Source organism: Pseudonocardia sp. OZ21 (genome assembly GCF_059359135.1).
In genome coordinates this window covers 421557-439893 of record NZ_JCADBN010000005.1, presented here as the reverse complement: position 1 = coordinate 439893, position 18337 = coordinate 421557, and the positions used below count along the sequence as shown (strand labels likewise).

The following is an 18337-nucleotide window of genomic DNA, read 5'->3' as shown; positions in this document are numbered from 1 at the left end:
GGCGGGCCTGGGCGGCGGAACGCCCTGGCCTCGCGCCCTGGCCGGGGTGTCCCGGTACCCGCCGCCGCTGCTCAGCGGCCGATCTCCCGCGCGTAGGCTCGCGCGGGTGAGAGTCACGGTGCTGGTCGGCGGCGTCGGTGGGGCCAGGTTCCTGCTCGGGGTGAAGGCGGCCCTCGGGCTGCCTTCGGTGGGGAGCGACAGCGAGCCGCGCATCGATGCTGCCGGAGCGGGCGCGTCGGAGCACGAGATCACGGCAGTCGTGAACGTCGGCGACGACGTCTGGATGCACGGCCTGCGCATCTGCCCCGACCTGGACACCTGCCTGTACACGCTCGGCGGGGGCATCGACCCGGAGCGCGGTTGGGGCCGGGCGGGGGAGACGTGGGCGGTGCGCGACGAGCTCGCCGCCTACGAGGCCGACCCCACGTGGTTCGGTCTCGGTGACCGCGACATCGCCACCCACCTCGTCCGCACCCGGATGCTGCGCGCGGGCTACCCGCTCTCCGACGTCGTGGCGGCGCTGTCCCACCGCTGGCAGCCCGGCGTCACGCTGCTGCCCGCCACCGACGACCGCGTGGAGACCCACGTCGTGGTCGACGACCCGGAGACGGGCCCGAAGGCACGCAAGGCGATCCACTTCCAGGAGTGGTGGGTGCGGCACAAGGCCGAGCCCTTCGCTCACAGCTTCGCCTCGGTCGGCGCCGAGCAGGCGACCGTGCTGCCCGCGGCCCGGGACGCGATCGCGGGGGCCGACGCGGTGCTCGTCGCGCCGTCCAACCCGGTGGTGAGCATCGGGACGCTGCTGGAGATCCCGGGGATGCGCGACGCCCTGCGTGACACGCGGGCCAAGGTCGTCGGGCTGTCGCCGATCGTCGGCGGCAGGCCGTTGCGGGGTATGGCCGACGCGTGCCTCACCGCGATCGGGGTGGAGACCACGGCGGAGGCCGTCGGCCGCCACCTCGGGGCCCGCGCCGATGGCGGCCTGCTCGACGGCTGGCTCGTGCACACCGGCGACACGGCGGAGGTGCCCGGTGTCGAGGTGCGGTCGGTGCCGCTGCTGATGACCGACGTCGACGCCACGGCCGAGATGGCGCGCCGAGCCCTGGAGCTGGCCGGTGCCGCAGTTGCCTGACCAGCAGCCGGTCACCGACCACGCCGCTCCCGACGCCATCACCGTCCTCCCGGTTCGTGGGTTGCCGGAGTTCCGGCCGGGCGACGACCTGGCTGCCGCGCTCGCCGCCGCCGCACCGTGGATCGTCGACGGGGACGTCGTCGTGGTGACGTCGAAGATCTTCTCCAAGGTCGAGGGCCGCCTCGTGCCCGCGCCCACCGACCCCGAGGCGCGCGACGCACTGCGCCGTGAGCTGGTGGACGCCGAGACGGAGCGCGTGCTCGCGCGGCGCGGGCGCACGCTGATCGTCGCGGGCAAGCTCGGCATCGTGCAGGCCGCAGCGGGGATCGACGGCTCCAACGTGCGCCGCGACGAGCTGGCGCTGCTGCCCGCCGACCCCGACGCCAGCGCCACGCGGCTGCGCGCGGAGCTGGGACGGTTGCTCGGTGTCGAGGTCGCCGTGGTGGTCACCGACACGATGGGCCGGTCGTGGCGGGTCGGGCAGACCGACGTCGCCATCGGCTCGGCCGGCCTCGAGGTACTGCACCGCTACGCGGGCGCCGAGGACGCCGAGGGCAATGAGCTGGTGGTCACCGAGGTCGCGATCGCCGACGAGCTGGCGTCCGCCGCCGACCTCGTGAAGGGCAAGCTGGGCGGGCTGCCGGTGGCCGTGGTGCGCGGGATGCGCCCCGTCGACGACGGCTCCACCGCCCGTGAGCTCGTGCGCCCGCTCGACGAGGACATGTTCTGGCTGGGCACCGACGAAGCCATCGCGAAGGGCAGGCGGGAGGCGGTGCTGCTGCGCCGCAGCACCCGTGACTTCTCCGCCGACCCGGTCGACGGCGCCGCGCTGCGCCGGGCCGTCGGCGTGGCGCTCACCGCGCCGGCGCCGCACCACAGCACGCCGATCCGCTTCGCCTGGGTGCGCACCGCCGAGCGCCGGGCCGCGGTGCTGGACGGGATGGCGGCCCGGTGGCGCGAGCACCTGGAGGCCGACGAACGCCCGGCCGAGGAGGTCGAGCGCCGGATGCGGCGCGGTGACCTGCTGCGCCGCGCTCCCGAACTCGTGCTGGCCTTCCGCACCGGCGACGGCATGCACACCTATCCCGACGAGGCCCGCCGTCTCGGTGAACGCACGATGTTCACGGTGGCGGGAGGCGCGGCCGTGCAGTCGTTGCTGGTGGCACTGGCCGCCGAGGGACTGGCGTCCTGCTGGGTCGGGTCCACGATCTTCGCCCCCGATGTGGTGCGCGCAGCGCTCGACCTGCCGGCCGACTGGCAGCCGCTCGGCGCCGTCGCCGTCGGGATGCCGGCGGAGCCGTTGGTCCCACGGCCGCCGCGCGACCCGGGCACCGGGCTCGTCGAGTGGTAGCCCCTGCCGTCGCGGCAGCTGAGCTGGCGGCCTGGCAGCCGGAGGGCGAGGAGCAGCGGGCCCTGCAGCAGGCCCTGCTCGCCTTCCTCGCCGCCCGACCCGACGATGCGTGCTCGCGGTCGTGCGAGCCCGGGCATCTGACGGCCTCGGCGCTGGTCCTCGACGCGGAGGGGGAGCGGACGCTGCTCACCCTGCACCCCCGCGTCGGCCGGTGGCTGCAGCTCGGCGGTCACTGCGAGGACGGCGACGTCTCGCTCCGGGACGCCGCGCTGCGGGAGGCGACCGAGGAGTCCGGCATCGACGGTCTGACGATCTCCCCGCAGCCGTTGCACATCGACGTGCACCCGATCACCTGTTCCAGCGGCGTGCCGACGCGCCACCTCGACGTCCGGTTCCTGGTGCGCGCGCCGGCGGGCGCGGTGCCCCTGATCAGCGACGAGTCCCTGGACCTGCGCTGGTGGCCGCTCGACGCGCTGCCCGAGGACTCCGACACGGTGGCGACGATGGTCCGCGCCGCGCGGGGCCCCGGATCGCAGCAAAGCCACGTTCACGCAATCTGACGGCATGAACGTGGCTTTGCTGCCATGAGGACGGGCGTGCCTGGTCAGCGCCAGAAGAGCAGCTGGTCGTATCCCTCGGCTGCGAGGCCGAAGTCGCCGCCGACCGCGGAGTAGACCGCCCCGCCCGCCTGGAAGAACAGCTGGGCCACGCCGGGCACACCGATGATCAACAGAAACAGGACGATCGGGGCCCACGGGCGGACTTGCGCCGCCAGCCGGCGCGCGGACAGGGAGAGGTACGGCTCGAGTACCCCGAACCCGTCGAGACCGGGCACCGGCAGGATGTTCAGGACGAATGCGAGCACCTGGATGAGCGCGAGGCACGACAGCCCGACGGCGAGCCCGTACGGCATCGGCACGAGCGCCACGGCTGCCGTAAGTAACGCTCCGATCACGAAATTGATCCCGGGACCGGCAAGTGAGACCAAGCTCCGCATGCCGCGTGACCTGATCGCCGCATGGTTGATCCACACAGCGCCACCGGGCAGCGGAATGCCACCCAGTAGGAGGAACACGATTGGGAGGACGAACGACAGTCCGACATCGGTGTAGCGACGGATGTCGAGGGTGAGATACCCCTTGTCTCGCACCGAGAGGTCGCCGCCCCGGTACGCGACGGCCGCGTGACCGAACTCGTGGAGGCACAGCGACACCGCCCAGCCCCCGAGAACCAGGAGCACGACACCGGCTGTGAGCAGCACGGATGTGCCGGAGAACACCATCTCCGGGGTGCCGAGCACGGTGAGTACGCCACCGCCGATCGCCACGGCCAGAAGTATCAGGAACCACGGACTGACCCTCTTCGATACGTGGCGCACCTGACCATTGTGCTGATCGCGCGACCGACCGGGTGGAGTGCATCACCCGGACGGCAGCTTCGGCTTGCCAAGGCCGGACTGACAGCGCTGTACTTACATAGCTGTTATTCAGGGGTGGGGTACCGATGGATCCCCGCGGGCAGCCATTCGCCGGGGTGCGGGGAGGTGGGCGAGTGAACGTGATCACAGCCACGATGGAGCTGGTCGAGACGACGGCGGGTGTGCCGTTTCCGGCTCTCGATCCGTTCGGAGAGGGGATCGTTTCGTTCGGTGAGGATGATGCCGAGGAGCAGGACTGGCAGGAGCGCGCGCTCTGCGCGCAGACCGATCCCGAGGCGTTCTTCCCCGAGAAGGGCGGCTCCACGAGAGAGGCAAAACGGATCTGCTCGGGCTGCGAGGTGCGGGCCGAGTGCCTGGACTACGCCCTCGCCCACGACGAGCGGTTCGGGATCTGGGGCGGCCTGTCGGAGCGCGAACGGCGCAGACTGCGCCGCGCCGTCTCCTAGCCCCGCTCACGTGACGCCGTCCTAGCCCACCCCGGTCTCGCCCGACCTCGCCCGCAGCCCCCGGATCAGCAGCGCCGGGGAAACAGCTGCGTGGGCGAGCCCGGGCCGTCACTGCCGGGCCGGGGCAGTGTCCGCCCGTCGACATCCGGGCGCCGGGCGCCCGGCCGCACCGGCCTCGTCGGCGAGGGGGCCGTAGCAGCGCGAACCGGTGCTAGCTCTCCCCGCCGTCGACGGCGTCGGGCTCGATGTTGAGGTACTCCGCCACCTGTTCCACGAGCACCTCGTGCAGCAGGTCGGCCAGGTCGGCGCCACCCCGGGCCCGCGCCTCGAGGGGACGGCGGTAGAGCACGATCCGTGCCCGCGACGGCAGTCCTTCCGGGTCGACGCCCGCCGGCACCAGCTGGGCGAGCGGCACCCCGATGTCGGCCAGCACGCCCTGGCCCCACACCACCTCGTCCGGCGAGGTCTCGTCGACCTCCGGCACCTCGTCGACGGCGAGGTCGAGCTCGGCGAGCTCGGTGCCCCAGCGCAGCTCGATCGGCTCGAGCGCCTCCAGCACCATCGCGTCGAACTTCTCCGCGCGGGTGCGGGAGGCAGGCGTGGTGGCCGGATACATCAGCCCGCGCAGGCCCCGGCCTCGTCGGTCCCGGCGGCGGGGCGAGCGGCGCAGGGTGCGGCGCGCGGTGGTCACCCGCGCGATCCTACGGCTCCAGGGGCCCGCTGCTCGATGCCCGCGCGTCGCGGTGGGATGACGGACGGTCCAAGCGCTATCGTCAGTGACGTGCTGAGTGTGCGGCGGTGTTCGCGGACCGGGTGCACCGAGCTCGCGGTGGCCACTCTCACCTACGTCTACGCCGATTCCACGGCGGTCGTAGGCCCGTTGGCCACGCAGGCCGAACCGCATTCCTATGACCTGTGCACCAAGCATGCGCACCGCCTCACGGCGCCGCGCGGCTGGGAGGTGGTGCGGTTCGAAGGCGAGTTCGCCCCGCCACCCCACAGCAACGACGACCTCACCGCACTGGCCGAGGCCGTGCGGGAGGCGGGCCGGGTCGACCGGCCGGTCGAGGCCGTGCCCACCACCGGCACCGGCCGTCGAGGGCACCTTCGGGTGCTTCCGGGTCCGGCCGAGGACTGAGCGGCGCGGCCGACCGTCTGCGGGTTCGGACGCCCGCTAGGGTCTTTACCCGTGGCAGACCTGTCGGCGATCGTGAAGGCCTACGACATCCGCGGCGTCGTCGGTGAGCAGCTCGACGCCCCGACCGTCCGAGACATCGGCGCCGCCATGGCGGCAATCGTGCGTTCCGACGGCGCGAGCGCCGTCGTCGTGGGCCACGACATGCGCAGCAGCTCACCCGAACTCGCGGCCGCGTTCGCCGAGGGCGTCACGGGGCAGGGCCTCGACGTCGTCGCCATCGGTCTGGCCAGCACCGACATGCTCTACTTCGCCTCGGGCACGCTCGGCCTGCCCGGTGCGATGTTCACGGCGAGCCACAACCCGGCGAAGTACAACGGGATCAAGCTGTGCCGCGCGGGCGCCGTCCCCATCGGACAGGACACCGGCCTGACGGAGATCCGCCACGCGGTCGAGGCGGGAGTGCCGGCCGGCCCCGGCGGCGGCACCGTCACCGCGCGCGACGACCTGCTCGTCGGCTACGCCGAGTACCTCCGCGGGCTCGTCGACCTGTCCGGCGGCCGACGGCTGCGCGTCGTGGTGGACGCGGGCAACGGCATGGGCGGACACACGGTTCCGTCCGTGCTGGGGGATCTGCCGCTGGACGTCGTGCCGATGTACTTCGAGCTCGACGGCACCTTCCCCAACCACGAGGCCAACCCGCTCGACCCCGCCAACCTCGTCGACCTGCAGAAGCGCGTGGTGGAGGAGAGCGCCGACATCGGCCTCGCCTTCGACGGCGACGCCGACCGCTGCTTCGTCGTCGACGAGCTGGGCGGCCCCATCAGCCCGAGCGCCATCACCGCGCTGGTGGCCGTCCGCGAGCTGGCGAAGGCACCCGGCTCCGCCGTCATCCACAACCTGATCACCTCCCAGGCGGTGCCGGAGATCGTCACCGAGCACGGTGGCAAGCCGGTCCGCACCCGGGTGGGGCACTCGTTCATCAAGCAGACGATGGCCGAGACCGGCGCCGTGTTCGGCGGCGAGCACTCGGCGCACTACTACTTCCGCGAGTTCTGGAACGCCGACTCCGGGATGCTCGCCGCGCTGCACGTGCTGGCCGCGCTGGCCGAGCAGGACGGGCCGATCTCCCAGCTGATGTCCGGCTACGAGCGTTACGCCGCATCCGGTGAGGTCAACTCGACCGTTGCCGACCAGGCCGACCGGATCGCCGCGATCAAGCAGCGCTACGGGGGCCGCGACGGCGTCGAGTTCGACGAGCTCGACGGGCTCACCGTGCGGCTGCCCGACGGGGCATGGTTCAACCTGCGCGCGTCCAACACGGAGCCGTTGCTCCGGCTCAACGTCGAGGCCGCCGACGCAGCCGCGGTCGCCGGGCTGCGTGACGAGGTTCTCGCGGTCATTCGCGCTTAGCGAACGGCTCCTCGGGCATGCAAACCGTGTCCGGATGGACCCGGCGCCGAGCGCTTCGCCCTGGCAGCATCGCGGGGTACGGATCCGCCCCGCGGAGCCGTCACGCACAGAAAGAGGTAGACCGTGGCCGTAGAGCTCGACCCCCAGCTGATGGACATCCTGGCCTGCCCTTCCGACGACCACGCCCCGCTGCGGGCCGGAACCGCCACCGACCCGTCGGCCGACGTGCTCACCTGCACGGAGTGCGGTCGCGCCTTCCCCGTGGTGGACGGTGTCCCGGTGCTGCTGCTCGACGAGGCGATCCAGCCCGCCGACCCCCCGACCTCCGGCGCGGTCGGCGGGTGACCGTGCTCGACGACATCCTGCTTGCTGATCCGCGGGCGCTGACCGCACTCGACACGAGTGGCGTGCTCCGCGGTGCCGCGATGGCGGGCGCCCAGGTGCGTTCAGCGGCCCAGGGGGCCGTCGACGCCCGCATCTCTGATCTCTCCGGCACGCGGCCCCGGGCGCTGGTGCTCCTGCGCAGGCCGGGTACCTCCGGTGCGGCGGCCGGCCTGCTCACCGCGGCGCTCGGGCCGACGTGCCCCGTGCCGGTCGTGGTCGCCGACACCATGCCGGGCTGGGTCGGGCCGCTCGACGTGGTGATCGCCCACACCGCAGACGCCGACGACGCTGACCTCGCCGACGGGGTGGCGTTCGCGGTGCGCCGGGGTGCCGAGGTCGTGCTGTCGGCTCCCGCGGACGGTCCGGTCGCCTCGGCCGGAGCGGGCCGGGTGCGGCTGGTCGAACAGCGGATCCCGGTTCCGCCTGGTCTCGACCTGCCACGGGCGTTGGCCGTCGGACTCGTCGTGGCGGGAGCGATGGAGCTGTTCTCCACTCCGCTGCACCCCGCGCTCGATCCGCTGGCCGACCACCTCGATGCCGAGGCGGAGCGCAACCAGCCCGGCCACGAGCCGTTCATGAACCCGGCCAAGTCCCTCGCGCTGCGCCTTGCCGAGCACACGCCGCTGCTGTGGGGCACCGATCCGCTCGGCACCGCGGTCGCCGCGCACGCCGCCGCGGCACTGGCCACTCACGCCGGTGTGGTCGCCCACGCCGACAGCGTCGGGCGCGCCGCCACCGCCGCCGGGCTGGTCCGGGTGCTGGACCGGGTGGCGACCGGGGCCGACGTGTTCCACGACCCGTTCGACGACGCCGATGGCGCCACCGAGGCACCCCCGGTGCGTCTCGTGCTGCTCGCCACCGGGGAGGATGACCCCACCCAGGTCACGCTCCGGCTCGCCGGCAGGCAATGGCCGTCCGCCGACGTGGTGCACCCGGTGGACGAGGTGGCCCGGGGTGTCGCGCACGCGGGCGTACTGCGGGCAGGGCTGCTCGCGTCGCGTTTCGACGTGGCCGCGGTGTACCTGGGGCTGGCCACCCGCACGATCGAGCCGGGGTACCGGGGTGCCAGGCGTGAGGAGAGCTGACGAGACCGTGGAGCTGCTGGACAACCCGGTGCGGGCCTACGCGTGGGGCTCGCGCACGGTGATCGCCGATCTGCTCGGCCACGAGGTGCCCTCGCCGCACCCCCAGGCCGAGCTGTGGTTCGGTGCGCACCCGGGCGACCCGTCGCGCCTGGTGAATGCGGACGGCTCGCACACATCGCTGCTCGACGCCCTGCGCTCCGACCCGGAGCGGCTGCTCGGGGTGGACCGCAGCGGTCACTGGGACTCGACCCTGCCCTTCCTGCTCAAGGTGCTGGCCGCCGACGAGCCGCTCTCCCTGCAGGCACATCCCAGCATCGACCAGGCGCGCACCGGCTTCGCCCGCGAGGAGGCCGCCGGGCTCCCGCTCGACGCCTCCGACCGCAACTATCGCGACCCCAACCACAAGCCTGAGCTGATCTGCGCTCTCACCGAATTCCATGCGCTCGTGGGGTTCCGCGAGCCCGCGGTCACGGTCCGGCTGCTGCGTGCGCTCGATGTCCCGGAGCTGGCCGGGCACGCCGAACTGCTCGCCGCGCAGCCCGACCACGACGGCCTGCGCGCCCTCTTCACCACCTGGATCACGCTCCCGCAGTCGATGCTGGACACGCTCGTACCCGCGTTGCAGGAGGGCTGTGTCCGGCTGGCGGGCAGCGGCGGCGAGTTCCACGTCGAGGCGCGCACCGTCCTCGAGCTGTCGGAGCGCTACCCGGGTGACGCGGGTGTGCTGGCGGCGGTGCTGCTCAACCGCGTCACGCTCCGGCCGGGTGAGGCGCTCTACCTGCCGGCAGGCAACCTGCACGCCTACCTGTCCGGGGCCGGGATCGAGCTGATGGCCAACTCCGACAACGTGCTGCGCGGCGGGCTCACCCCCAAGCATGTCGACGTGCCGGAGCTGCTCCGGGTGCTCGACTTCACCGCGGGGCCCCCTCCGGTGCTCACGGGCAGCCCCGACAGCGGGTGGATCCGCTACGACACCCCCGCCAAGGAGTTCCTGCTGCGCCGCTGGGCAGGCGGGCCGACGGGCCCGGTCGCGGTGCCCGACGGCGGCCCCCGGATCCTGCTGTGCACGTCGGGGTCGGTCTGCGTCCGAGCGCCGGGAGCGGAACTGGAGATCTCCCGGGGCGGCTCGTTGTGGATGGCAGCGGCCGAGACCGGGGTCTCGGTGATCCCCACGGCCGACGACACCCAGCTGTTCCTGGCAGGCGACGGACTGGGCTGATCGGACATGGCGGGCCCGGGCCGCTAGGGTTCGCCCGCAGATCAGGCCCGCAGGTCGAGGAGAGTGCAGTGGCAGCGAGTGGTGGAACCCGGGCGATCGTGGCGGCCCTGCTGGCCAATGCCGGCATCGCGATCGCCAAGTTCGTCGGCTTCGCGATCACGGGGTCGTCGTCCATGCTGGCCGAGGCGGTGCACTCGGTGGCCGACACGTCCAACCAGGGGCTGCTGCTGCTCGGTGGCCGCACCGCGCGGCGCGCGGCCACCCCGGAGCATCCGTTCGGGTACGGCCGTGACCGGTACTTCTACTCCTTCGTGGTGGCCCTGCTGCTCTTCACGCTCGGGTCGGTGTTCGCGCTCTACGAGGGCATCCACAAGCTGGAGTCGCACGAGCCGCTGACGTCGCCACTGGTCGCCGTGGTGATCCTGGTCGTCGCGATCGTCCTGGAGTCGTTCTCCTTCCGCACGGCGATCCACGAGTCACGCCCCCTCAAGGGCTCGGGTACGTGGTGGCAGTTCATCCGCCAGTCGAAGGTGCCCGAGCTTCCCGTCGTGCTGCTGGAGGACCTCGGCGCTCTCGTCGGCCTGGTGCTCGCGCTGTTCGGCGTCGGGCTCACCGTGCTCACCGGCGACTCCGTGTTCGACGCACTCGGCACCATCTGCATCGGGGTGCTCCTCGGCATCATCGCCATCATCCTGATCATCGAGATGAAGAGCCTGCTCGTCGGCGAGGGCGCCACGCCGCCCGTGCTCGCGACGATCATCGCCGCGCTGCAGGAGGGCGACGTCGAGCGGGTCATCCACATCAAGACCCAGTACCTCGGGCCCGAGGAGCTCCTCGTGGCCGCGAAGATCGCGCTCCCGCCCGGCCTGTCCGTCGAGGACGTCGCCCGCGGCATCAACGAGGCCGAGGGACGGGTCCGGGCCGCGGTGCCCGACGCCAGGGTGATCTACCTCGAGCCCGATCTCGACCGCACCCGCGTGGCGGGCTGACCCAGCTGCCACCGGCGCTGCGAGTGGTCGGCCGGGCTTGCGGGGTCCGGCCGCCCGGGGCGCCGCTCAGCTCCCGGGTTCCCGCCGTCGACCCTTCCGAGGGCTCCGCTCGGTCTCGTGGTCCGAAGTCAGGTACGGCTGCGCCCACCCATGGGCGGTCATGGCTGCGATCCCGGTCAACCGGCTGATCTCCGGCCAGCTCAACTTGTCTCGTTGATAGAGGACCGCGACAGCACGGCCGATCCGGTCGGGTGCCGACCTCCGCAGCTCACCCCACGTTCGGATCAGCTCAACCAGCTCGTCGTCGGTGAGCGTCGCGACGTCCCGTGCAATGAGGCGCGCCAGCTCGGCCGCGCACTCCGACTCATCCGGGTCCGCCATCGGGGTAGTGTCGGTGGCTCTTTCTTACGGACCCCGTAAGGTCATCAGGGTGAGCGACCTTGTCTACTCGGTCCATACCACCCGCCCCGATGACAGCGGCGCCGTCGAGATCGTGTTCATCAGCGAGCGCGAGAAGCTCTACCCCACTGACGAGCATGCGTGCGCGTCACGCCGGGCTGACTGATCTTGTCGGTCGCACCGGGATCGGTTCGCCAGATTCATGGGCTCACGGGTGATCGTGACCCGCCCGCACGAGACCCCGTTGCTTCCGGTGGCCGGGATCGGCACCGAGAGTTAGTTTCCCGGCATGGCCGTTCAGGACAGGCAGAGCGGGATCTGGCGCACCAAGTCGGTGGAGCAGTCCATCGCCGATACGGACGCGCCCGACACGAGGCTTCGCAAGGACCTCGGCACCTGGGACCTGATCGTCTTCGGCGTGGCGGTGGTGGTGGGCGCCGGCATCTTCACGCTGGCGGCCAGTACCGCGGGCAACGTCGCGGGGCCGTCGGTGTCGCTGGCGTTCGTGCTCGCCGCCGTCGCCTGCGGGCTCGCCGCGCTGTGCTACGCGGAGTTCGCCTCCACCGTCCCCGTGGCCGGCAGCGCCTACACCTTCTCCTACGCCACCTTCGGCGAGTTCATCGCCTGGATCATCGGCTGGGACCTGGTGCTGGAGTTCGCTGTCGGCTCGGCGGTGGTGGCCAAGGCCTGGTCGGAGTACCTGGCCACGGTCCTGGGGCTGGTGTTCGGCGCCGAGGTGCCGACCACGTTCGGCATCGGACCGGTCACGCTGGACTGGGGAGCCCTGCTGCTCGTCGCGGTGCTCACCGTGCTGCTCGCCCTCGGCACCAAGCTGTCGAGCCGGGTCAGCCTCGTCTTCACCACGATCAAGGTCGTGATCGTGCTGCTGGTGATCGTCGTGGGCGTCGGCTACGTCAAGGCCGAGAACTACAGCCCCTTCATCCCGCCGGCCGCCGAAGGCGGGGACACCGCCAGCGGCCTGCAGCAGTCCCTGCTCTCGTTCTTCGGAGGCGGCGCCAGCAGCACCTACGGCGTGTTCGGCCTCCTCGCGGCCGCCTCGCTGGTGTTCTTCGCCTTCATCGGGTTCGACGTCGTGGCCACCACCGCGGAGGAGACCAAGAACCCGCAGAAGTCGCTGCCCCGGGGCATCTTCGGCTCCCTCGCCATCGTCACCGTCCTGTACGTGGCCGTGGCGCTGGTACTCACCGGAATGGTCCGCTACACCGAACTGAAGACCCAGCCCGACGGCACACGGGCCACCCTGGCCACGGCGTTCGAGTCGCTGGGCGTCACCTGGGCCGCCACCGTGATCGCCGTCGGCGCGCTCGCCGGGCTCACCACCGTGGTCATGGTGCTCATGCTGGGGCAGATCAGGGTGCTCTTCGCGATGTCGCGCGACGGGCTGCTGCCCCAGGGTCTCGCCCGCACGAGCAGGGAGCGGGGCACGCCGGCCAGGGCCACGCTCATCGTCGGGGTCCTGGTGGGTGCCGGTGCCACGTTCTTCCCCATCGGCGCGCTGGAGGAAATGGTCAACATCGGCACGCTGTTCGCGTTCGTGCTGGTGTCGGTGGGTGTCGTGATCCTGCGCCGTACCCGGCCGGACCTGCACCGCGGGTTCCGCACCCCGCTGGTGCCGCTGGTGCCGGTGCTGTCCGTGCTCGCGTGCCTCTGGCTGATGCTCAACCTGACGGTCGAGACGTGGCTGCGGTTCGTCGTCTGGATGCTGATCGGGTTCGTCGTCTACGCCTTGTACGGCCGCAAGCACTCCCTGCTCGGCAAGCGCGGCGGAGCCGACGCCGAGGGTGTGAGCGTTCGGAAAGAACCACGCAACACGCCATAACGTCGGCGTGTTCCGGGGGAAACGCTCCGGTGACGAGCGCTCGGTCTAATCGTCCGTGTGATCGAGACGACGCGCAGCGTCCACGACGGGGACCACCACCCCGTCGTCGTGATCGGCGGTGGGCAGGCCGGGCTCGCGATGAGCTGGTGGCTGACCCAGCGGTCGATCGGGCACGTCGTGCTGGAACGCGACCGGGTGGGCGGCGAGTGGCGTAATCGCCGGTGGGACACGTTCTGCCTGGTCACGCCCAACTGGCAGTGCGACCTCCCGGGCCATCCGTACGCGGGTGACGACACCGACGGCTTCATGGTCCGCGACGAGATCGTCGCCTACCTGGAGGCCTACGCCGCGTCCTTCGACGCGCCCGTGGTCGAGGGCGTCGCGGCCACGCGGCTGCGCGGCCGCCCGGAGGGTGGCTTCGAGGTCCGCACTACGGCGGGCACGCTCACCGCCGACCAGGTGGTGCTGGCGGCCGGCCCGTACCAGGTACCGATGCGACCGCGGATGGCCGAGCGACTGCCGGCAGGCATCGTCCAGATCCACTCCTCGGAGTACCGCAACCCCGGCCGGCTCCCGCCGGGTGACGTGCTGGTGGTGGGCACCGGTCAGTCCGGCTGCCAGATCGCCGAGGATCTGCACCTCGCCGGGCGCCGCGTGCACCTCGCCACCGGCAGCGCCCCCCGGGTGGCGCGCTTCTACCGGGGCCGCGACGTGGTCGCGTGGCTGTCCGACATGGGCTACTACGGCAAGGCCGTCACCGATTTCGAGGACGCCGACGCGGTGCGGTTCCGGGTCAACCACTACGTCACCGGGCGCGACGGCGGCCGCGACATCGACCTGCGTGCCTTCGCCCGCGACGGCATGCGGCTCTACGGGCGGCTCTCGGACATCGACGGCGGACTCCTGCGGTTCGCACCCGACCTCCGCAAGAACCTCGACGGCGCCGACGCGGTGTCCGAGGGCATCAAGGACTCGATCGACGCCTTCATCGCCGCCCGGGGGATCGACGCCCCCACCGAGCCCCGCTACGTCCCGGTCTGGGAGCCGGCCGAGGAGCCGGCCGCCCTGGATCTCGACGCGGCCGGCATCACCGGCGTGGTGTGGAGCACCGGGTTCGGACGTGACCACCGATGGATCGAGCTGCCGATCTTCGACGGTCGCGGCTACCCCACCCATCTGCGCGGCGTCACGAGCTGCCCCGGCCTGTACTTCCTCGGGCTGCCGTGGCTGCACACCTGGGGCTCGGGCCGCTTCGCCGGCGTCGGCGCCGACGCCGAGCATCTCGCCCGGCAGGTGGTCGCCCACCAGCACCGCACCGTGCACACCGGCCTGCACTGGCTGGCCGGCACGCCGTACCAGACCTCGCCCGCCGACGACGAGGACTGGATCGCCCCGCGCACCGTCGCCTAGCCGGTCCGCCGCACAGCCCCTCGCATCACCCACCAGAAGGAGCAACTGATGGCCGACCTGACCGATCTCGAGAAGCAGAGCCTCGAGGAGATCCAGCACCCGGCGCTGCCCGAGGGCTCGACGATCTACGGGGGCACCAAGGTCTTCCCCGACTACCAGGCCGAGAACGGCGAGACCTACTTCACCCTCGTGCACGGCATCGCGCACGAGTCGTCCGTGAGCTTCGTGGCGATCCTGCAGGCCACGCGGGCCCTGCGGAAGGGCTTCGAGTCGGCGATCTACTTCTACGGCCCCGGCTCGCTCAACTGCCTCGCCACCCGCGGGTTCCCGACCACGGGCAACTCGGCGTTCCCCGGTGAACACAACATCAACAACTCGCTGGGGACGTTCATCCAGGAGGGCGGCAAGGTCTACTGCTGCCGCTTCGGCCTCTCGCTGCACGGCGCCCGCGAGGAGGACCTGATCGAGGGTGTCATCCCTACTCACCCGCTCGACGTGCAGGACGCGCTGATCCACTACGCCCGCAAGGGAGCGATCATCAACTCGACCTACATGTTCTGACCCGTCGGCTTTCAGGCGCTCGACGGACACGGGTGGGGGCGGGGGTCGTCCGGGGTCGATCCTCGTCCCCTTCGCCTGCCGTGACCATCGGGCACGGCGTGGCCGCGAGCCACCCCGCTCGTCAACCCCCAAGAACGGAGCACGGACATGGCGACGCTGCGCATGGCGGCGGTCGCGGCCCCCTTCGGCCGCGATCTGGAGGAGAACTTCGCGCGGATCTCGACCCTGGTGTCCGACGCACGCGCGTCGGGCGTCCGGTTGCTGGCGCTGCCGGAGGCCTGCCTCGGCGGCTACCTGGCGAACCTGAACGGTCCCGAGGACCTCCCGCCCGCCCTGCGCCCCGACGGTCCCGAGATCCGCAGGCTCGCCGCGCTGGCCGGCGAGATGGTGGTGGTGGCCGGCTACTGCGAGCAGGACGACGTGGGCGCCCGCTACAACAGCGCCGTGTGCGTCACCGGCGACGGCGTGCTCGCCAACTACCGCAAGGTGCACCAACCGCTCCGCGAGGACCTGAGCTACCGCGCGGGTGACGGCTTCGCGGCGTTCGACTCGCCGGTGGGCAGGCTGGGCATGCAGATCTGTTACGACAAGGCCTTTCCCGAGGCGGCCAGGGCCCTCGCGCTCGACGGGGCCGAGATCATCGTCTCGGTGTCGGCCTGGCCGCTGAGCGCCACCAATGCCCACCCCGACCCGTCCCGGGACCGGTGGATGCGCCGGTTCGACCTCTTCGACCGGGCCAGGGCGTTGGAGAACCAGATCGTCTGGCTCGCGTCCAACCAGATGGGGACGTTCGGCTCGCTGCGGTTCGCGGCCAGTGCCAAGGTCGTCGACCCCGGGGGCGAGGTGCTCGCCACCACCGGTTTCGCGGCCGGCACCGCGGTGGCCGAACTCGACGTCGCCGCGGTGGTGGAGTCGGCCCGCCGCGTCATGGGCTTCCTGCGCGACCTGCGACCCGACACCTACGCCGCGGCGGCTCCGAGCCCCGCTGCCGCCTGAAGCCCGAGGCGTGGGAACGATCCGGATCGGCGCGGTCGCGGCCGGGTTCGGGAGGGACCTGACGTTCGACCTGTCCCGCGTCGCGACGCTGGTGGAGCACGCCCGCCGCGACGGCGTGCAGCTTCTCGTCCTGCCTGACGCCGCGCTCGGCGGCTACCTCGACGACATCACCGATCCCGACCCCACCGCCCTGCCGCCGGCGCTCGACCCGGACGGCCCCGAGGTCGCGGCGGTCGCGGAGCTGGCCAGGGAGATGGTGGTCTGCGTCGGGTTCTGCGAGGCCGACGGGGGCCTGCGGTACAACACCGCGGCGTGTGTCTGCGGCGACGGCGTACTGGGCCTGCACCGGAAGGTGCACCAGCCGCCCGGTGAGTCCAGGGTCTACGCCGCGGGCTCGGAGTTCCGGGCGGTGGACACGCCGGTCGGGCGACTCGGCATGCTCGTCGACTACGACAAGACCTTCCCCGAGTCCGCCCGCACTCTCGCGCTCGACGGGGCGCAGATCCTGGCGTGCCTGTCGGCGTGGCCGACGAGCATCACGAACCGCGCGCCCCGCATGGCCGATGACAGGCAGGCCAAGCTGTTCGATCTCTACGACCGGTCGCGGGCGGCGGAGAACCAGGTGGTGCTGGTGTCGTCGAACCTCACCGGCGGCGCCGGCCGGATGCGGTTCCTCGGCCAGTCCAAGGTGGTCGGTCCGGACGGCGAGATCCTCGCGCGTACGTGGTCGAAGGCGGGCATCGCGGTGGCCGAGGTGGACGTCGAGGGGTCGGTGGCGGCGGCGCGCCGGGTGCTCGCCCACCTGAAGGAGCGGCGGCCCGATACCTACCGCTGAGAATGCCCTTGCCGTTATATAACGCTCTGCGTATGTTCGGGCCATGACGTTCGAGGTGCTCGCCGAGCCGACGCGCAGACGCATCCTCGACCTGCTCCGGGAACGCCCGCGCCTGGTCGGGGAGCTCACCGCGGAGCTCGGCCTGAGCCAGCCCGGTACGTCGAAGCACCTGCGGGTGCTGCGCGACGCCGGCCTCGTGACGGTGCGGGTCGACGCCCAGCGCCGGTGGTACGAGCTCGATCCCGCCCCGCTCGCCGAGGTGGACGCGTGGCTGGCCCCGTACCGCTGGATGTGGGCCGACCGGCTCGACGCCCTCGAACGCCACCTGGATGCCGAGCCTGCGGAGGAATCATGAGCAGCGAACCGTCAGCACGATCAGGGCAGCGCGAGAAGCTGGAGACCGTCGAGGGCCGGTCGGTGCTGACCATGGAGCGCCGGTTGCGGCACCCGCCGGAGAAGGTCTGGCGGGCGGTCACCGAACCCGAGCGGCTCGCCGACTGGTTCCCGGCCGCGATGACGCCGGACCTGCGCATCGGGGGTGTGGTCGAGTTCGGGTTCGGCGCCGACGGCACGGTCACCGACCTCGACCCGCCACGGTTGTTCGCCTACACCTGGGACGACCAGCACCTGCGGTGGGAGCTCCACCCGGACGGCGAGGGCACGCGGCTCGTCCTCGTCGTCACGTTCACCGACCGTCCCGGCGCCGCCAGCTTCGCCTCCGGCTGGCACGTCTGCATCGCCGCGCTGGATCTCGCTCTGGACGGGCGCCCGGGCACCGACCCCGGCGTGGACCACGTGGCGTTGCACGAGCACTTCGTCGTCCGGTTCGGGCTCGACGCCGGATCGGCCGAGAGCACCGCCGACGGATGGTGCGTCCGCTACGAGCGCCAGCTCACGCGGCCTGCCGATGAGGTGTGGGCCGTGCTGTCGGCGCAGGCCCCGCCCGGCGCCGTCCAGGACGGGGATGTGCTCGAACACGACGCCGAACCAGGTGGCCGGCTGCGCTGGGAGCTGGCCGAGGGCACCGGCCACGGCGCTCGCGTGGTGCTCACCCACGTCGGCACCGAGGGTGACCCGGAGCAGGCGCTGGTGGCGGGCGGCGCCCGCATGGCAAAACTCCTGGCGGGGCTCTCGTAGCCACTGGCAAGATCGACTCGATGGAACCGGTGCGGATACGGCGGGCTGAGCCGGACGAGGGACCTGTCGTACTCGGCGTCCTCGACGACGCCGCCCGCTGGCTGGCCGCTCGCGGGGTGGAGCAGTGGCCCGCGGCCTTCCGCGCCGAGTGGATCGAACCGGCGCTCGGGTCCGGCGAGGTGTGGCTCGCCGAGCGTGCCGGTGCGGCCATCGCCACCGTCACCCTGCAGTGGTCCGACCCGCTGTGGCCCGACGACGGGCTTGCCGGCTACCTGCACCGCTTCGCCGTGCGCCGGCAGGTGGCCGGGCTGGGTACCGAGCTGCTGGGCTGGGCAGCGACCACCACGCGGGAACGAGGCCGCGACCGGCTGCGCCTGGACTGCTCCGCCACCAACGCCTCCCTGCGCGCCTACTACGAGAACGCGGGCTTCCTCTTCTGCGGCGACGTCGCCGTCCCGACGGCTGCGCTGATGTGGTCCACCGAGCGGCACGTGGTGGTGAGCCGCTACGAGCTGAAGCTCGAGTCCCTCGCGCCCTGTGTTGACCCGCCCTCGTAGCAAACCGGTT

At 72.0% G+C, this 18337-nt stretch carries 21 protein-coding genes; 19 read left to right on the top strand and 2 right to left on the bottom strand.

What is annotated here, in order from left to right; genetic code table 11:
- Positions 1–106: 106 nt before the first annotated feature.
- The 3 genes from cofD to AC5L35_RS15085 are packed head-to-tail and all read left to right on the top strand — an operon-like array spanning position 107 to position 3043.
- Complete coding sequence (cofD, locus tag AC5L35_RS15095) at positions 107–1132, top strand: 2-phospho-L-lactate transferase (RefSeq protein WP_495060245.1); 1026 nt, start codon at positions 107–109, stop codon at positions 1130–1132.
- Positions 1116–2483 (top strand): coenzyme F420-0:L-glutamate ligase, encoded by a 1368-nt coding sequence (locus AC5L35_RS15090; RefSeq protein ID WP_495060244.1) that lies wholly within the window; start codon positions 1116–1118, stop codon positions 2481–2483. The genes cofD and AC5L35_RS15090 overlap by 17 nt, the downstream gene beginning before the upstream one ends.
- Positions 2477–3043, top strand: coding sequence for an NUDIX hydrolase (locus AC5L35_RS15085; RefSeq protein ID WP_495060243.1), 567 nt, complete (start codon positions 2477–2479; stop codon positions 3041–3043). Before AC5L35_RS15090 ends, AC5L35_RS15085 begins: the two co-directional genes overlap by 7 nt.
- Before the next feature lie 44 nt (positions 3044–3087).
- Here the strand turns inward: AC5L35_RS15085 and AC5L35_RS15080 are convergent, their stop codons facing one another.
- Positions 3088–3810, bottom strand: coding sequence for a site-2 protease family protein (locus AC5L35_RS15080; protein WP_495060242.1), 723 nt, complete (start codon positions 3808–3810; stop codon positions 3088–3090).
- Positions 3811–4034: 224 nt separating this feature from the next.
- Between AC5L35_RS15080 and AC5L35_RS15075 the strand changes: the two genes are divergently transcribed.
- Positions 4035–4367: a WhiB family transcriptional regulator gene (locus AC5L35_RS15075; protein WP_495060241.1), complete on the top strand. Its 333-nt coding sequence runs from the start codon at positions 4035–4037 to the stop codon at positions 4365–4367.
- A 211-nt stretch (positions 4368–4578) separates the two neighbouring features.
- Here the strand turns inward: AC5L35_RS15075 and AC5L35_RS15070 are convergent, their stop codons facing one another.
- Complete coding sequence (locus AC5L35_RS15070) at positions 4579–5058, bottom strand: metallopeptidase family protein (protein WP_495060240.1); 480 nt, start codon at positions 5056–5058, stop codon at positions 4579–4581.
- Between the two features lie 99 nt (positions 5059–5157).
- Here AC5L35_RS15070 and AC5L35_RS15065 point away from each other — a divergent pair, with 99 nt between their 5' ends.
- From AC5L35_RS15065 to AC5L35_RS14995, 15 genes are all read left to right on the top strand, one after another.
- Positions 5158–5505, top strand: a complete 348-nt coding sequence (locus tag AC5L35_RS15065; RefSeq protein ID WP_495060396.1) for a DUF3499 domain-containing protein — start codon at positions 5158–5160, stop codon at positions 5503–5505.
- A gap of 51 nt (positions 5506–5556) precedes the next feature.
- On the top strand, positions 5557–6915 hold the full coding sequence (locus tag AC5L35_RS15060; protein WP_495060239.1) for a phosphomannomutase/phosphoglucomutase: 1359 nt from the start codon (positions 5557–5559) through the stop codon (positions 6913–6915).
- Between the two features lie 123 nt (positions 6916–7038).
- Positions 7039–7260 carry a Trm112 family protein gene (locus tag AC5L35_RS15055; protein WP_495060238.1) on the top strand — a complete coding sequence of 74 codons (222 nt, stop codon included), beginning with the start codon at positions 7039–7041 and terminating at the stop codon, positions 7258–7260.
- Positions 7257–8384, top strand: a complete 1128-nt coding sequence (locus tag AC5L35_RS15050) for an SIS domain-containing protein (RefSeq protein WP_495060237.1) — start codon at positions 7257–7259, stop codon at positions 8382–8384. Before AC5L35_RS15055 ends, AC5L35_RS15050 begins: the two co-directional genes overlap by 4 nt.
- 7 nt (positions 8385–8391) lie before the next feature.
- On the top strand, positions 8392–9603 hold the full coding sequence (manA, locus tag AC5L35_RS15045; RefSeq protein WP_495060395.1) for a mannose-6-phosphate isomerase, class I: 1212 nt from the start codon (positions 8392–8394) through the stop codon (positions 9601–9603).
- A 68-nt stretch (positions 9604–9671) separates the two neighbouring features.
- Positions 9672–10592, top strand: coding sequence for a cation diffusion facilitator family transporter (locus AC5L35_RS15040; protein WP_495060236.1), 921 nt, complete (start codon positions 9672–9674; stop codon positions 10590–10592).
- A 430-nt stretch (positions 10593–11022) separates the two neighbouring features.
- Complete coding sequence (locus tag AC5L35_RS15035) at positions 11023–11157, top strand: hypothetical protein (RefSeq protein ID WP_495060235.1); 135 nt, start codon at positions 11023–11025, stop codon at positions 11155–11157.
- 123 nt (positions 11158–11280) lie between these two features.
- Complete coding sequence (locus AC5L35_RS15030; protein ID WP_495060234.1) at positions 11281–12831, top strand: amino acid permease; 1551 nt, start codon at positions 11281–11283, stop codon at positions 12829–12831.
- Between the two features lie 57 nt (positions 12832–12888).
- Complete coding sequence (locus tag AC5L35_RS15025) at positions 12889–14241, top strand: MSMEG_0569 family flavin-dependent oxidoreductase (protein WP_495060233.1); 1353 nt, start codon at positions 12889–12891, stop codon at positions 14239–14241.
- A 48-nt stretch (positions 14242–14289) separates the two neighbouring features.
- On the top strand, positions 14290–14802 hold the full coding sequence (locus tag AC5L35_RS15020; RefSeq protein WP_169399708.1) for an MSMEG_0572/Sll0783 family nitrogen starvation response protein: 513 nt from the start codon (positions 14290–14292) through the stop codon (positions 14800–14802).
- A 147-nt stretch (positions 14803–14949) separates the two neighbouring features.
- Positions 14950–15798, top strand: a complete 849-nt coding sequence (locus AC5L35_RS15015) for a carbon-nitrogen hydrolase family protein (protein WP_495060232.1) — start codon at positions 14950–14952, stop codon at positions 15796–15798.
- A gap of 10 nt (positions 15799–15808) precedes the next feature.
- The gene (locus AC5L35_RS15010; protein WP_495060231.1) at positions 15809–16633 is read left to right on the top strand and encodes a carbon-nitrogen hydrolase family protein; all 825 of its coding nucleotides are present in this window, start codon (positions 15809–15811) and stop codon (positions 16631–16633) included.
- Between the two features lie 43 nt (positions 16634–16676).
- Complete coding sequence (locus tag AC5L35_RS15005; protein WP_495060230.1) at positions 16677–16988, top strand: ArsR/SmtB family transcription factor; 312 nt, start codon at positions 16677–16679, stop codon at positions 16986–16988.
- A complete protein-coding gene (locus AC5L35_RS15000; RefSeq protein ID WP_495060229.1) occupies positions 16985–17770 on the top strand; it encodes an SRPBCC family protein in 786 nt (261 codons plus the stop codon). Before AC5L35_RS15005 ends, AC5L35_RS15000 begins: the two co-directional genes overlap by 4 nt.
- A gap of 20 nt (positions 17771–17790) precedes the next feature.
- Positions 17791–18327 carry a GNAT family N-acetyltransferase gene (locus tag AC5L35_RS14995; RefSeq protein WP_495060228.1) on the top strand — a complete coding sequence of 179 codons (537 nt, stop codon included), beginning with the start codon at positions 17791–17793 and terminating at the stop codon, positions 18325–18327.
- The last annotated feature ends 10 nt before the right edge of the window (positions 18328–18337 follow it).

Bases quoted from the DNA above. Each gene is read 5' to 3' on its own strand.
- AC5L35_RS15030 (WP_495060234.1), top strand. From the start codon at position 11,281: ATGGCCGTTCAGGACAGGCAGAGCGGGATCTGGCGCACCAAGTCGGTG.
- AC5L35_RS15020 (WP_169399708.1), top strand. From the start codon at position 14,290: ATGGCCGACCTGACCGATCTCGAGAAGCAGAGCCTCGAGGAGATCCAG.
- AC5L35_RS15015 (WP_495060232.1), top strand. From the start codon at position 14,950: ATGGCGACGCTGCGCATGGCGGCGGTCGCGGCCCCCTTCGGCCGCGAT.
- AC5L35_RS15005 (WP_495060230.1), top strand. From the start codon at position 16,677: ATGACGTTCGAGGTGCTCGCCGAGCCGACGCGCAGACGCATCCTCGAC.
- AC5L35_RS15000 (WP_495060229.1), top strand. From the start codon at position 16,985: ATGAGCAGCGAACCGTCAGCACGATCAGGGCAGCGCGAGAAGCTGGAG.
- AC5L35_RS14995 (WP_495060228.1), top strand. From the start codon at position 17,791: ATGGAACCGGTGCGGATACGGCGGGCTGAGCCGGACGAGGGACCTGTC.